The sequence below is a fragment of the Pseudonocardia kujensis genome (assembly GCF_021283305.1).
Lineage (GTDB): Bacteria > Actinomycetota > Actinomycetes > Mycobacteriales > Pseudonocardiaceae > Pseudonocardia > Pseudonocardia kujensis.
This window is the reverse complement of the sequence record NZ_JAJSOK010000079.1, coordinates 1-13,830: the sequence shown is the minus strand read 5'-3', so window position 1 is coordinate 13,830 and position 13,830 is coordinate 1. Positions and strand designations below refer to the sequence as shown.

At 69.3% G+C, this 13,830-nt stretch carries 15 protein-coding genes and 1 pseudogene; 10 read left to right on the top strand and 6 right to left on the bottom strand.

What is annotated here, in order from left to right; translation table 11 throughout:
* Positions 1-12: 12 nt before the first annotated feature.
* Positions 13-1,116 (bottom strand): ABC transporter substrate-binding protein, encoded by a 1,104-nt coding sequence (locus tag LWC35_RS33610; RefSeq protein ID WP_232874531.1) that lies wholly within the window; start codon positions 1,114-1,116, stop codon positions 13-15.
* A 202-nt stretch (positions 1,117-1,318) separates the two neighbouring features.
* Here LWC35_RS33610 and LWC35_RS40640 point away from each other — a divergent pair, with 202 nt between their 5' ends.
* On the top strand, positions 1,319-2,167 hold the full coding sequence (locus tag LWC35_RS40640) for an NAD(P)-dependent oxidoreductase (protein WP_232874530.1): 849 nt from the start codon (positions 1,319-1,321) through the stop codon (positions 2,165-2,167).
* Between the two features lie 168 nt (positions 2,168-2,335).
* Here LWC35_RS40640 and LWC35_RS33600 read toward each other — a convergent pair whose 3' ends face one another.
* Positions 2,336-3,106 carry an IclR family transcriptional regulator gene (locus LWC35_RS33600; protein WP_232874529.1) on the bottom strand — a complete coding sequence of 257 codons (771 nt, stop codon included), beginning with the start codon at positions 3,104-3,106 and terminating at the stop codon, positions 2,336-2,338.
* A 40-nt stretch (positions 3,107-3,146) separates the two neighbouring features.
* Here LWC35_RS33600 and LWC35_RS33595 point away from each other — a divergent pair, with 40 nt between their 5' ends.
* From LWC35_RS33595 to LWC35_RS33575, 5 genes are all read left to right on the top strand, one after another.
* Positions 3,147-4,076 carry an acetaldehyde dehydrogenase (acetylating) gene (locus LWC35_RS33595; protein WP_232874528.1) on the top strand — a complete coding sequence of 310 codons (930 nt, stop codon included), beginning with the start codon at positions 3,147-3,149 and terminating at the stop codon, positions 4,074-4,076.
* Positions 4,073-5,107: a 4-hydroxy-2-oxovalerate aldolase gene (gene dmpG / locus LWC35_RS33590; protein ID WP_232874527.1), complete on the top strand. Its 1,035-nt coding sequence runs from the start codon at positions 4,073-4,075 to the stop codon at positions 5,105-5,107. Before LWC35_RS33595 ends, dmpG begins: the two co-directional genes overlap by 4 nt.
* The gene (locus LWC35_RS33585; protein WP_232874526.1) at positions 5,100-5,915 is read left to right on the top strand and encodes a 2-keto-4-pentenoate hydratase; all 816 of its coding nucleotides are present in this window, start codon (positions 5,100-5,102) and stop codon (positions 5,913-5,915) included. The genes dmpG and LWC35_RS33585 overlap by 8 nt, the downstream gene beginning before the upstream one ends.
* Positions 5,916-6,492: 577 nt before the next feature.
* Positions 6,493-6,918, top strand: a complete 426-nt coding sequence (locus LWC35_RS33580; RefSeq protein ID WP_232874525.1) for a MarR family winged helix-turn-helix transcriptional regulator — start codon at positions 6,493-6,495, stop codon at positions 6,916-6,918.
* 185 nt (positions 6,919-7,103) lie between these two features.
* Positions 7,104-8,435 carry a cytochrome P450 gene (locus tag LWC35_RS33575; protein WP_232874524.1) on the top strand — a complete coding sequence of 444 codons (1,332 nt, stop codon included), beginning with the start codon at positions 7,104-7,106 and terminating at the stop codon, positions 8,433-8,435.
* A 94-nt stretch (positions 8,436-8,529) separates the two neighbouring features.
* On the opposite strand, the gene LWC35_RS33570 is transcribed toward LWC35_RS33575, so the two are convergent.
* Together LWC35_RS33570 and LWC35_RS33565 are read right to left on the bottom strand one after the other, a co-directional pair.
* Complete coding sequence (locus tag LWC35_RS33570) at positions 8,530-8,997, bottom strand: MarR family winged helix-turn-helix transcriptional regulator (protein WP_232874523.1); 468 nt, start codon at positions 8,995-8,997, stop codon at positions 8,530-8,532.
* 114 nt (positions 8,998-9,111) lie between these two features.
* Positions 9,112-9,384: a hypothetical protein gene (locus tag LWC35_RS33565; RefSeq protein WP_232874522.1), complete on the bottom strand. Its 273-nt coding sequence runs from the start codon at positions 9,382-9,384 to the stop codon at positions 9,112-9,114.
* A gap of 316 nt (positions 9,385-9,700) precedes the next feature.
* On the opposite strand from LWC35_RS33565, the gene LWC35_RS33560 reads away from it, so the two are divergent.
* The 3 genes and pseudogenes from LWC35_RS33560 to LWC35_RS33555 all read left to right on the top strand — a co-directional run bounded on the left by LWC35_RS33560 (position 9,701) and on the right by LWC35_RS33555 (position 11,433).
* Positions 9,701-10,528, top strand: coding sequence for a TauD/TfdA dioxygenase family protein (locus tag LWC35_RS33560; protein WP_232874521.1), 828 nt, complete (start codon positions 9,701-9,703; stop codon positions 10,526-10,528).
* A 143-nt stretch (positions 10,529-10,671) separates the two neighbouring features.
* A pseudogene (locus tag LWC35_RS41150) lies at positions 10,672-10,869 on the top strand (FadR/GntR family transcriptional regulator); the annotation flags it as partial.
* 63 nt (positions 10,870-10,932) lie between these two features.
* Positions 10,933-11,433, top strand: a complete 501-nt coding sequence (locus LWC35_RS33555; protein ID WP_232874520.1) for a FadR/GntR family transcriptional regulator — start codon at positions 10,933-10,935, stop codon at positions 11,431-11,433.
* A 1-nt stretch (position 11,434) separates the two neighbouring features.
* Here LWC35_RS33555 and LWC35_RS33550 read toward each other — a convergent pair whose 3' ends face one another.
* Positions 11,435-12,193 carry a FadR/GntR family transcriptional regulator gene (locus LWC35_RS33550; RefSeq protein WP_232874519.1) on the bottom strand — a complete coding sequence of 253 codons (759 nt, stop codon included), beginning with the start codon at positions 12,191-12,193 and terminating at the stop codon, positions 11,435-11,437.
* A gap of 791 nt (positions 12,194-12,984) precedes the next feature.
* Between LWC35_RS33550 and LWC35_RS33545 the strand changes: the two genes are divergently transcribed.
* The gene (locus LWC35_RS33545; protein WP_232874518.1) at positions 12,985-13,392 is read left to right on the top strand and encodes a RidA family protein; all 408 of its coding nucleotides are present in this window, start codon (positions 12,985-12,987) and stop codon (positions 13,390-13,392) included.
* A gap of 176 nt (positions 13,393-13,568) precedes the next feature.
* On the opposite strand, the gene LWC35_RS33540 is transcribed toward LWC35_RS33545, so the two are convergent.
* Positions 13,569-13,830 (bottom strand): citrate/2-methylcitrate synthase (locus LWC35_RS33540; RefSeq protein WP_308194728.1); only part of this gene is annotated, 262 nt, incomplete at its 5' end.

The following is a 13,830-nucleotide window of genomic DNA, read 5'->3' as shown; positions in this document are numbered from 1 at the left end:
GGCGGACTCCCGTCAGGACGCCGTCGGCACCGACGGACGGGGGATGCCGAGGTTCGAGTACGCCTTCTCGACCAGAGTGTTGTCGACGAAGCCGGCGACGGTCGGCGGGAGGTCCGGGGTGTCGAGCACCGTCGAGGCGGCCTCGGCGAACGTCGTGGGTCCGAGGGTGCCGTCGGTGGCTTCGAAGGTCGGCCGGACCAACTGCCACTCGGAGGCGAACGCCGCCCGGTCGGGGTGGGCGTCCCGATAGCCCTGCGACAGCAGGTCGTACGCCGCCCCGGCGTCCTCCTGGGCTCGGACTTTGTTCAGGCCGGAGACGACGGCGGAGACGATCTCCTGGCTGAGTTCGGGGTAATCCTTCTGGAACTGCTCGGAGAACACCAGGCCGCCGCCGGGAACCGCGCCGCCGATCGGCGCGTACGCGTCGTAGTCGTTGGTATTGAGAACGACGTAGCCCACACCGCTTCGAACCGCGTTCGCCGCCGACCCTGCGTCCATCATCGCGAGATCGACCCGCCCGCTCTGCAGGGCGGGCACGTAGCCGGCGATGGAGCCGACGGCGACTCCCTTCTGACGCTCCCAGTTCAGACCGGCCTTCCGGGCGACGGTCGCGAGGCTGATCTGGTCAGCCCCTCCCTCGGAGGTGTAGCCGAACGTGGCTCCGTCGAACTTCGCGACGTCTGCCCCTCGTTCGGCTCGAAACTTCGTGGCCGCGACGAGCACGGTCCCGGGGCCGAAGTAGGTGTTGGCCTTCATGCTCACCGGCTGGCCCCCATCGGCCGCGCGGAGGCTGGTGGAGAAGGCGCACTGGCAGATCTGGGCTCCGCCTCCGAGGACCGCGGTCAGCGCGTCCGAACCTTTGCCGAACGACGAGTACTCGATGGTCGTCCCGAACTTCTGCTCCACGGCCTTCAGTTCGGGCTCAGCGGCCCAGATGGGTGCGAAGACGGTGAGGTACTGGCCGATGATGGAGATCGTGACCGAGCGGGGGGCCTGTCCGGAGCCGCCTGCCGACGGCGTCGACCCAGTCGACCCGCAGGCGGTCAGGAGGAGCGCGACCGAGGCTGTCAACGTACTAACAGTGATCAGAAAACGGCGTGGCGTTCGGGATGCCAATTCAAACCCTCCGTTGGGCTGCAGGCGATGTCGCGAGTGGGGCGAACGGGAATGCTCGCTCTTCGAGGGCTTGCCCGATAAGAGTATTAATGTTTAGCATCGTCACTGCCCGGAGTCAACGAGCGGTGCTGTCGTTGATCGGCACGGTGGTGTGGGCGGCTTCCCGGCACAGCGAAGTCCCGGACGACGCAAGGAGCGACAGGTGCGCGCAGCTTTCATCGGTCTCGGCAACATGGGGTACGGCATGGCGCAGAATCTGTTGCGCGCCGCAATCCCGACAACGGTCGTCGACGTGCGACCGGAGGTGGTGGCCGAGCTCATGGAGGCGGGTGCGACCGCGGCGGCGACCCCGGCCGCCGCGGCCGTCGGTGTCGACGTCGTCTGCGTCGCGGTTTTCGACGAGAAGCAGACGCGTGAGGTGCTGCTCGGCGGCGACCAGCCCGACGGTGTCTTCGGCGCGGCGCCCGCGGGGTGCATCGTCGTGCTGCACAGCACGGTGTCGGCCGGCTTCGTGCGGGAGATGGCCGAGGTTGCGCAGGAGCGCGAGCTTCGGCTCATCGATGCGGCGATGACCGGTGGCGGTCAGGTCGCCGCCTCCGTGGGCACGCTCACCTTCATGGTCGGCGGGGCTCCGGACGCCGTGGCGGACGCTCGTCCCGTGCTGGATGCGATGGCCGAGAAGGTCTACCACGTCGGCGACGTCTCGGCGGGCGTCACCGCGAAGATCGTCAACAACTTCCTCTGCACCAGCCACGTCGCGCTCGTCCGGGAGGCGCTCGCCGTCTCACGGGCCGCAGGCCTCGGTGAGGAGGTGCTGGACGTGATCAACGCCGGCGGAGTCGGCTCGAGCTGGGTCACCCACCACTGGGAGGGGATCAAGGCGCAGGAAGCCTCCTACACCACCGGTCCCGCCGGGTTCGCCGCGATGTGGAGCAAGGACCTCGGGCTTGCTCGCGGGCTAGCGGCGGAGCTCGGAGTCGAAGCACCGCTGGCCGGGTTCCTTGTGGACAAGATCGTCCCGGAGGTCGGCGCGCACGGCATCACCGGCTAGATGTGATGTCCCCGGCCTGATCCGGGCGGCGCACTCCGCCGAGCTGCCCGCGTCGGGCGCCCCGGTCTGACGGCGACATGAGGATTGGGCCCCAGGAGTACGACCAACAGCCCGTCGGTGAAGCCGCGCATCCGCATCGGCGCCTACGGCGTCGAGGGCCACGGCACGTCAGCGCCTCGCGCCGGTGGTGCCGAGGGAGCGTGAGATGCCGAGGGCAGCCGTGCGGACGGCGGGCGCCAGCCGGGAGGTGTCGATCCGGTTGGCCCGACCGGTGATCGAGACCGCCGCGACCGCCTCCCCGTTGTCGCCGATCACCGGCGAGGCCACGCAGGAGATGCCGGTCGAGGACTCCTCGTGCTCGACGGCGACACCGGTCTCGCGGATGCGTGTCAGCTCTCGTTCGAAGAGGCCGCGAGCGACCACCGTCCGGGGCGTACGCCGGTGCAGCCCCTGCTCCAGAACGGCCGCCAGCCGGTCTGGGGGTGCGTGGGCGAGCAGGGCCTTGCCGACGCCCGTGCAGTAGGCCGGCATTCGGCCGCCTACCCGGGATGCGGTCGGTGGTCCGTGCCGGCCCTCCAACTTCTGGACGTAGACCACGTCCGTGCCCTCGGCCACCGCCAGGTGCACGGTCTCACCCGTCGCCTCGTACAGGTCGGCCAGGAACGGGGACGCGGCCGCGCGCAGGTCGACCGGGCGGGACGCCAAGAGCCCCAGTTCGAAGAGACCCATCCCGACTCGGACCCCGTCGGCGGTCACCTCGACGACGTTCCACTCCGCCATCTGATGGACGAGGCGATGGGCGGTCGGCTTGCTGATGCCCGTCCGGCGGGCGAGCTCGGAGATGCTTATCGTCCGGTCCTCGGGCCGGAACGCGGACAGCAGGGAGAAGACGCGGCCGACGACGGACTCCGGCACACCGTCTCGCTGAATGGACCGCATTGCTCGATTCTGCGCGCGTCTCGGTGAGACCGTCCAGCGCATGTCGAACAACGGAGTACGGGAGCCGGTGACCGCCGCCATCGTCGGTCCCGGGAACATCGGGACGGACCTGCTGATCAAGCTGCAGCGCAGCTCGGTGATCGACGTCCGGTACGTGGTGGGGGTGGTGGAGTCGGATGGGCTCCAGCGCGCCCGCAAGCTGGGAGTGGAGGCCTCGGCGGAGGGCGTCGACTGGCTGCTCAAGCAGGACCAGCTGCCGCAGCTGGTCTTCGAGGCCACCTCGGCCAAGGCGCACATCGCCAACGCGCCCCGGTACCAGGAGGCGGGCATCCAGGCAGTGGACCTCACCCCCGCTCACCTGGGCCCGATGGTCTCCCCGCCGGTCAACGGCGCGGCTCACCTGGACTCGCCGAACGTCTCTATGATCACCTGCGGTGGGCAGGCCACCATCCCCATGGTGTACGCGGTGTCCCGGATCACCCCGGTGCCCTATGCCGAGATCGTCGCCTCGGTCGCGTCGAAGGGCGCTGGTCCGGGCACCCGGGCGAACATTGACGAGTTCACCGAGACCACGGCGCGGGCGGTCGAGGAGGTCGGCGGAGCGCAGCGCGGCAAGGCGATCATCATCCTCAACCCGGTCGAACCTCCCATGATCATGCGGGACACGGTGTTCTGCGCGATCGGGCCTGAAGCGGACAAGGACGCGATCACCGCGTCGGTGCACGAGATGGTCGCCGAGGTCCAGGAGTACGTCCCCGGCTACACGCTGCGCGCCGAGCCCCAGTTCGACGACCCGCAGGACGGCTGGGACGGCAATGGCCGCGTCGGCATCTTCCTCGAGGTCAAGGGCAACGCCGACTACCTGCCCTCCTACGCGGGCAACCTGGACATCATGACGGCCGCCGCCGCCCGTGTCGGCGAGCTGATGGCCACCACCAAGGCCGGTATCGACAAGGAGACCGTGGCATGAGCCGCCCCGCCCTCACCCGCGACGTCCGGATCATCGACACGACGCTGCGCGACGGCAGCCACGCGATGGCCCACCAGTTCACCGAGACGCAGGTCCGCGACACGGTGCGTGCGCTCGACCAGGCCGGTGTCGAGGTCATCGAGGTCTCCCACGGGGACGGCGTCGGTGGCTCGTCGTTCAACTACGGCTTCTCCCGCACGGACGAGATGAAACTGATCGCGGCCGCCCGCGAGGAGGCCCGCAACGCCAAGATCGCGGTGCTGCTCGTCCCAGGCATCGGGACCAACGAGGACCTCAAGCGCGCCCATGACGCGGGAGCGGAGATGGTGCGCGTGGCCACCCACTGCACCGAGGCGGACGTCTCGCCGCAGCACTTCGGCATGGCCCGGGATCTGGGCATGGAGACCGTCGGCTTCCTGATGATGGCTCACCGGACCGACCCGGAGAACCTGGCCAAGCAGGCCCGGATCATGGTCGACGCCGGATGCCAGGCCCCCTACGTCACCGATTCCGCCGGTGCGCTGCTGATGCACGAGGCGCGAGCGCGGTTCGAGGCCCTGATCGCCGAGGTCGGCGACGAGGCCTGGGTCGGCTACCACGGCCACCAGAACGTCAGCATGGGCGTCGCGAACTCGGTGATCGCCTACGAGGTCGGCGTCCGGTACATCGACGGCTCGCTCTGCGCGCTGGGGGCCGGGTCAGGCAACTCGCCGACCGAGGTGCTCGCCGCGGTGTTCGACCGGCTCGGCGTGAACACCGGCCTAAATGTCTCCGCGATGCTCGACGCGGCCGAGGACGTCGTGCGGCCCTATCTGCCGCGCTGGCCGAAGATGGACCGCAACGCGATCGTCCAGGGCTGGGCGGGTGTGTACTCCTCCTTCCTGCTGCACGCGGAGCGCGCGGCAGAGCGCTACAAGGTTCCGGCGCACGAGATCCTCAAGCGCTGTGGCGAGCTCGGCTATGTCGGCGGCCAGGAGGACATGATCATCGACGTCGCGATCCAGCTGGCAGCGGAGCGCGAGCGTGGCTGAGCAGTCCACGGTGACCGTTGTCGACCCGCAGGGAAAGGCGAAGGCGCTCTACGAGGCCCGGCGCACCCGCACGCCGATCGCCCCGTTCACCGACACCGAGCCGCACCTGACGATGGCGGACGGCTACGCCATCCAGGCCGAGCTGGTTCCGATGCTGTTGGCGGACGGCGACGAGATCGTCGGCTACAAGGTCGGGCTGACCTCACTGGCCATGCAGCGGTTGATCGGCGTGGACTCGCCGGACTTCGGTCCGGTGCTCGCGTCGACCCGCTATGCGGACGGTGGGGACGTGCCGATGGACCGCTTCATCTCGCCGAAGATGGAAGCCGAGATCACCTACGTGATGGGGGAGCGGCTGCAGGGTCCGGGCGTCACGCTCGAGGACGCCCGGCGGGCGGTCTCCGGAGCCGCCGCGTCGATGGAGATCGTCGACTCACGTGTTGTGGACTGGCGGGTGAAGCTCGCCGACACCGTGGCCGACCTGGCCTCCAACGGGGCGATGGTGATCCCACCCGAGTTCGTCCCGGTCGACGCGTTCGACTCCCGGCTGATCGGGATGGTCCTGTCCCGCAACGGGGAGGTCATCGACACCGGGGCCGGCGCGGCGGCGCTGGGGAACCCACTCGAGGTCGTCGCCTGGCTGGCGAACGTCCTCGGCGAGCGCGGTCTCGCGCTCGAGCCGGGCCACCTGGTGATGACCGGCGCGCTGCACGCCGCGGTCCCGCTCGCGGCGGGTGACCACTTCCTGGCCGAGTTCGACCGGCTGGGCTCGGTGACCCTGAACGTGGTCGACAGCCTCGGAGGCTGACGACCCGCACGACGGAAGACCCGGCCCGTGCGCTGCACCGGCCGGGTCTTCGTCGTTCGTCAGGAGGTCGGTGGGCCGCCGCCTCGGCGTCGTCGCTCTTGCGCAGCGTGACGCCGACGGTGCAGAGCACGGCGATCACCGAAACCCCCGCGCCGACCCACCAGACCGCGGTGAAGCTGCCCTCGGTCGGCATCGTGGCCTCCGCCGTCGAGCATGAGCACGTTCGCGGTGAGCACCGGCGGTCACACCCGCGGCGCCGAGGCCGTGCCCGCCGCACCCCCATGGCCGACGCCCGCAGCCGTCGCGACCTTCTGCAGCGGCAGCGACTGCGTGAGCAGGACGTACGGACGACCACGACGATCCCGAGGGCGAAGAGGATCAGCGTGGCGGGGGAGCCCCAGCTGCAGGGTCGACGCGGCGGCCAGCGGGATCAGCAGGGGCGCGATCGCCGCCGTGAGAGTCAGCAGGCTCCCTGGTTAGATTGCCTGTCAAGCCTTCCTGACGTTAGGATGGGTGGATGGCACCGACGCGCGCCCGCACCGACGCTTCCGCCCTCGCCGTCCAGCTCGGTCTCGCCATGACACGGCTGCGTTCGAGGTTGCGCCTGGAGCAGGCGTCGGTCACCACCGGTCAGACGATGTCACAGCTGTCCGTCCTGGGCCGGATTGCCGACAGCGGTCCGATCACCGCGAGCGCTCTCGCGCAGGCCGAGCATGTCCGGGCGCAGTCCATCGCGGAGACGGTGGCCACCCTGAAGAAGCAGGGCCTGGTCGAGGCGAATCCCGACCCGACCGATGGGCGCAAGTCCCTCCTGTCGGTCACCGCGGACGGACGACGGCTCATCGACTCCATCGTGGACCTGCGTGGTGCATGGCTGGCGCGGGCCATCGAGCAGGACGTCACAGCCGAAGAGCGGGAGGTGCTCGCCGCCGCGGCGGAGATACTCTCGCGTGTGGCCGACTGTCGCCTCGAGCCGGCTCCCGACGAGGCGTGGCGGGTGTGACGGCGGGTCGCTGCCACTCCATGGCCACCACTTCGACGGCGTTCGGCTGGCAGTTGTCCCTGATCCCGGCCCTGCCGGCCATGCTCAACCCGGTCGCCCCGCGGGTTGGACACTCCACGCGCGATCGACGATGAGGGCATCGCGCCGCCCACGGCGCTCGAACCGCTCACCGGCACGGACGGCCCATGGCGCAGCCGCAGGGCAGAAGATCACCGATAACCAGGCGGGCGACCGCGACGACGTCGGACCGCGGCGTCATACGACGACCAGAAGGTGGAGAAATGGCGGAATCGACCACGACAGAGGGTTCTCGTCCAGTCGTGGAGCTGACGGAGTACCGCGAGGTCGAAGAGATCCTGCGCCGCGGGAGGGACTTCCTCGCCGGCGGCACGGTGGCCGAATCCTCGGAGTTCGCCCACGGCACGCTCGTCGCCATCGACGGGCGCGAGCACCTGTCGCGACGCCGGGCCCTCATGCGGATGATCAACCCGAGCCGACCGTGGGGCGCGGACGGAACCCTGATGGACGAGGTGTTCGCGGACAACCTCGCGCACCTCGAGGCGACCGTGGAGCCGGTCGACGGGCTCCTCCACTTCGACCTCGTCGAGTTCCTGCGGGGAATCATCTGGCGCTTCACCGCGAGCTTCGTCGGCATCGACGGCGTGGACAGCCCGGAGCGGACCTCCAAGTTCGTGTCGCTCGCGGTCCCGCTGGTCGCCGGCATCACGATCCAGTACATGCCCGAGGACCAGCGACCGACGGCCCTCGAGAAGTTCCGCGTGGCGCGCACGACGATCCGCGAGGAGCTGTTCGACCCCAGCCTGGAGCGCCGGCGCACCCTCGTCGCATCCGGCTTGTCGGACGACGAGCTACCCGGTGACCTGCTGACGAGCCTGCTGAAGGCCGACCCGCCCGTCGCCGACGACCTGATCTTCACCGAGGCGGTGCAGCTGCTGGCGGCATCGGTGAACAACCCCGTGTTGCAGGCCACCTTCGCGATCGACGACCTGCAGCGCTGGTTGGACGAGCACCCCGAGGACCGCGCGAAGACGGGAGAGCGGGCCTTCCTCAACGCGGCCGTCAAGGAGACGCTGCGGCTGCACCGCGCGACCCGCCCGTTCCTGTCACGGCGTGCGGCCTCGGACGTCACGCTCGAGTCGACCGGTCGCGTCATCCCGGAGGGCACACTCGTTGCGGGATACCTGATGGAGGCCGATCACGACAAGGCGATCTTCGGCGACGACACCGAGTCTTACAACCCGCATCGCACCCCGGCCGACCCGAAGGTCGCGCACTTCGGGCTCGCCTTCGGCGCGGGACCGCACGTCTGTATCGGGCGCCCGATGCTGCTGTGGGAGCAGGGGAACGAGACGAGCCAGGGCGCGCTGACCAAGCTCCTCCGCTTCCTGCTCGCCCGCCGCGTCCGCAGGGACCCGAACGGCGAGCAGACCATGCAGCGCGAGCGGGGCAGCCACCGCTTCAGCCGTTACGACGTGACGATCCCCGTCTCGTCCTGATGCTGGGTGAACGACCGAGGCGCGCCGGGTCTGCGCCCGAGGAGGGTACGGAACCGCCGGCCCTCGCGGGCCCGGCGATCCGGTGAGGACCGGCTCAGGCTGGGCCCGTGCGCCGCGGGCGGTTGGCGAGGTTCGACTCGGCCAGCCTGGTCAGAAGCCCGAGAGCGGCCGACAGGGTGGTGCGTTCGTCGGTGGTGAACTCGTCGGCCAGGACGCTGACGATCCAGGCGTCCCTGACCTTGCGGTCCGCCTCGAGCTCCTGTCGACCCAGGTCGGTCAGGCGGGCACGGACGTGCCTGCGGTCGTTCGCGTCCCGCTCCCGTGCCACGAGCCCGCGCTTCTCCAGCGTCTCGAGGTTCGCCCACACGGTCTGGGCACGCAGGCCCTGATCGTCGGCGAGTTGGCTGGCGGTGGCCTCGCCCCGCCGGGACAGGTCGCTGAGCAAGGCGCTCTGCGACCAGGTGAGCGAACTTCCGCTCTCGTACCGGACCCTGCGGATGACGAGGCCCGCGGTCTCACGGACCGCAGTGGCCAGCCCGGCCAGGTCGTCGGCGTTGCTCATGGCTGTCCACCATGCCAGCACGACCGGGAGACCGGACGACGTCCCTCCGGAACCGATGCCGCGGGCGTCGGCCCGTACCAGGACACACCGCCCAGCCGCGTGATCTGGCCCTGATCAGCTTTCGGACGACGAGAGGACCAGGCCGCGAAGTTCGGCGTCTTCGTTCCGACCGCCAACAACACGCGGCTCATTTCGGAGGCTGCTCCGCAGCGCCCCCCGAGCTTCGGCCACAATCGGCAGGTCGTACAGCTCGCGGAACAGCACGGGCTCGAGTTCGCGCTGTCGATGAAGCTGGCCGCCACGAAGGCGATGAACCAGGGGCATGGCCTCAGGGACAGTCTCCGCCGCCAGCCCGTCCCGGTGGTCGTGCGTCCCGGCGAGGCTCACCCCGTCCACATACCCGGCCGCACGATCCCACAGCGCCCGCCCGGCGGTGAGCTCCTCTCCTTACATGCACAGTGTTGCTCTGGCTTCGGTACCACCGGTGGGCACAGCGGGCCTTCGCCTACCGGCTCTGTTCGTCCGGGCTGGCGATAGGGGGCCGGAATTCGCCGACGTGGGGCGGAGGTGATCACTCCCCCGGGGGTCTGGCGGGACGCACACCTTGTCGAGGTGACGAAGGCAACATACTCTGTGCACAGATAGCACTCGCGATGGCGAGTCGGCCGCCACCCCGTTCTCGGGCTCGGAGAGGAGCATGCGGATGAAGGCGATCCCCCTGACCGACAGCCTCGGCGTCGAGTTGCAGGATCTGGACATGTCGAAGCCGTTCGACGACGACGAGGTCGAGGTGCTGCGGGAGGCGTTCGACCGGGGCGGTGTGGTGCTGGTGCGTGGGCAGAAGCTGCGCGACGAGGACCAGGACCGGTTCGTGAAGACCTTGGGCAACCTGCACACCTTCCGCTGGGGCACGCAGGTGGAGTACCTGTCGAACGTGATCAAGGACAACCCGTCGCTGGCCGGGTCGCGGCGGCTGTTGTTCCACAACGACGGTGCGTACCGGGAGAAGGTGGCCTCCGGTACCTGTCTCTACGCCCAGGACGTCTCGCCGACCTCGCCGCCGACCGCGTTCGCCAACACCGTGCGCGCCTACAAGAATCTGCCGCAGGAGATCAAGGACGAGATCGAGAACCTGCATGCCTGCAACGCCTTCGACATGTACGAGACCGAGGCCGAGCAGAAGCGGGTGCGCCTGGCGGACTACCCCGAGGGTGCCGACCTGTCCGGCATCCAGTCCTACGAGCACCCGTTGGTGATCACCGTGCCGCACACCGGTGAGAAGGCGCTGTTCGTCAACGAGTTCAACACCAGCCACATCGTGGAGTACGGCGTGGACTCGCAGCGCGGCGAGGAGCTCATCCAGACCCTGTTCTCCTACGCCTACGCCGAGGACAACATCTACACCCACCACTACGCCAACGACGACCTGGTGCTGTTCAACAACTGGGCCGTCCAGCACGCCCGCACCGGCCAGATCGACCACAACCCGCGCACCCTGCGCCGGCTGGTCCTCGAATCCCTCAACTGGTGACGGGCGGGGGAAGGTGCTGCTCGGGGCCCGGACCACGGGAGTATTTGACTCGCCCAACTATGCTTACGCTTTGAACGCCGGACGTGGAAGCGCGCCGGAGAGGGCCTGCAGGTCCACCTGCCGGTAGTCGAAGGGATGAATGGATGTCTGGTCCCGCCGCCCGCGCGATGAAGCAGTCCGAGATCGTCGCGAGGCAGATCGTCGCCCAGATCCTCGGGGACGGACTCGGGGAGGGGACACGGCTCCCTACCGAGCGCGCCATGCTCGAGGAGTACCAGGTCGGGCGGAGCACTTTGCGTGAGGCGCTCCGCCTGCTGGAGAGCCGGGGGATCCTGAGTATCCGGACCGGGAGGGACGGGGGGCCGGTGGTCCGGCGTCCGCGTCCGTCGGACCTCGGGGAGGCCATGACCCTGATCCTCCAGTTCGAGGGCGTGGCGTTCGCCGAGGTGTTCGCCGCCCGGCAGGCACTGGAGCCGCTGCTGGCGGGAATGGCGGCCAAGAACGCGGATCAGGCCGCGCTCGACGCTCTTCGGGACTGCGTGGACCGCATGGCGTCGTTCATCGACCAGTCCGCGGTCTTCCATGCCGAGAACCTCCGGTTCCACGAGTTGATCGCGCAGGCCGCGGGGAGCCCGGTCCTGGAACTGCTCAGCAGCGCCGTTGAGTGGGTGGCCGACGGTATCGCGTTCGGTGCTGTCGATGCGGGATTCAGCCAGGAGCAACGGCAAATAGCATTGGCCTGGCACGAGCGCATCTACAAGGCCGTTGCTGCCGGGGACGCGCCCGGGGCCGAGGCGATGATGGAAGGCCATCTCCAGGACTCGAGGGAGGCCTGGATGGGCCGCTACCGGGACGTGACCCAGCGGCCCGTCCAGTGGACCCCGATCACCGAGGCGCCGGCGTGAGCTAGGCCGTCCGCTCGCTGGCCCGGCGTTCGCGCGCCCGGGCGCCGCTCGCGACGCCGCGACGGGACCCGGACCGTCCCTGGGCCGGGAAGGTCATCATGTCGATGAGCTCCAGGGCCACTGCGGCGGCCGCGTCACCGTCCCGTCGGCCGAGGGCCTCGTGGAGCCGCTTGTGGAGCGCGGTGTACTTCATCCGGGCGGCACGTGTGGCCTGCCGGGTGTCGGGGATCGGGTCGTCGGCCCGGAACCCGCCCAGGACCGCGTCGACGGCGTTGACCAGGATCGCCAGCACCGGGCTCTGTGCCGCCTCGGCGACGATGGTGTGGAAGCGGCGGCTCTCCGTCTCGAAGACGGCGATCTGGTCGACGTAGAGGTTCATGCGGTCGAGACACTCGCCGATCGCCGCCAGCTGAGCCGCGGACACGTTCTCGGCGGCCAGCCGGACCAGCCGAGGGACCAGGGCGCGTTGCCCCGCGACGACCTGCTCCGCGGTCACCCCGTCGAACCGCAGCGCAAGGCTGATGGCCTCGCCCAGGTCTGAGGCCTGCGGGCGCCGGACGACAGGTCCGCCCTCGCGGCCGGTCTTGATGCTCAGCACGCCGCGGTTCTCCAACAGCCGGAGCGCCTCACGGAGCGTGCTTCGTCCGACCTGGTACTCCTCGACCATGCTCTTCTCGGGCGGCAGCCGAGTTCCCTCGGCCAGATCGTCGTCCACGATCTGCTGTGAGATCTGACGCGCGACGATCTCCGACTGCTTCATCGCCCGACGAGCGGGACCGTGCACGCGTGACCTCCCCAGTGGCGGGCCGGAATGCCGTCCACCACACGGCGTGAGCGGGCTGCAGCCGGCCGTGTCGTCCGGCGACCGACGACACGGTCAGTATGCCAGGCGGGGAGCCGGACCCGCCGTGGCGACACCGCTCGGGACTGCTGTGGCACTGGTCGGGGATGCCGGAACACGTACAGAGGCCCGGTCTGCTCCGTACGCAGACAACTCCTTGGGTCGCGGAGTAGGGACCAGGACAGAGCGTGGAACCGCGGCGCGGCCACGACGAGTCGTTCGAGATCGTCGTCCCGCGTCGCTCGGGCACCAGCTCAGCCCGTCGGCGCCCTTCGGCCAGGTACAACCGCTGCGACCGAAGGCCGCCGTTGAACGAAAAACGGGCTTCGGTGTCGGCAGCGGGGCGAACTGGCCCGAACCCAGCGCTCTTGCCAACCCAGGATGGTTGAGAAGGTCTCCTCGCTCGTCGTCGCAGGCCGACCCCTCGGTCCAGCGGTGTCGCGGCGCTCGTCGGCGGCACCTTTGAACCGGTCTCGCTGACCGTCGCACGATGGCCCCTACCCCGAGGTCACCCACGCCGTCCGGGCCGGGGACCTACACCACGCCGTGGGACACAACTGTGGGTGTGGTGTGGTCGCAGTCTCGGATCTTAGAGGCCAACTCGGACGCTGTTCAGGGAAACCAGTATCAGGGTAATTTGTTGTGCACCGGATAACGATCACGAGGCGGCTTGCGGCTCTCGCGCTGCCGAGCCCATGGGAGGACACTCAGTGAAGTTGGAGCGTCTGCACCTGTTCGGGGAGACCGTCTCGCTGTCCTGGGCCGTCCGGGCTGGCCACGTAGTTCACGTGGCGGGAATGGTCGGGATGAAGGTTGACTTCGATGCCCCAGAAATGCCTTCGTACGACTTCCCGGAGGGCGTCGAGGCGCAGATGCGGCAGGCCTATGCCAACATCGGCGTGATCCTGGGCCGGTTCGACGCGGAGCTCACGGATATCGCCCAGCAGACCTTGTTCTTCGTCGGAGACGGGGCCGAGGTGGCGGCGGCGAACAAGAGGGTGCGCCGCGACCTGTTCGGCGATCGGACGCCGGCAAGTGCAATGGTCGGGGTGTCCAACCTCTTCCACCCGGAGTGCCTTTTGGAGATCCAGGCGATCGCCTATCCCGGTGCGGGATGACCTCTCGACGGGGCGGCCGGGATCGACCGTCGTCACGCTGCCTGGCCTGGAGCACCACCGCCGCCAGGCCATAGCTCAAGGCTCCACGACCCAAGGCGGCGGCCGCGCGGCTCGTCGCCACCGACACCTCGACATCATGTCGACAGGGATTCGGTGGGCGATGCGGGACGGGCCGGTCAGCCGAGCAGGTCGTAGCCCTCGACGTCCTGGGGCTTGCGCGGGCCCGGCCCGATGTACTGGGCCGACGGGCGGACCAGCTTGTTCTCCCGCTTCTGCTCCAGGATGTGCGCGGACCAGCCCGCGGTGCGGGGGCTGGTGAACATCGCGGGCATCATGTGCGGCGGGACCTGGGCGAAGTCCAGGATGACCGCGGCCCAGAACTCGACGTTGGTCTCGATCGGGTGGTCGGGGCGGCGCTCGCGCAGGATTCGCAGCGCG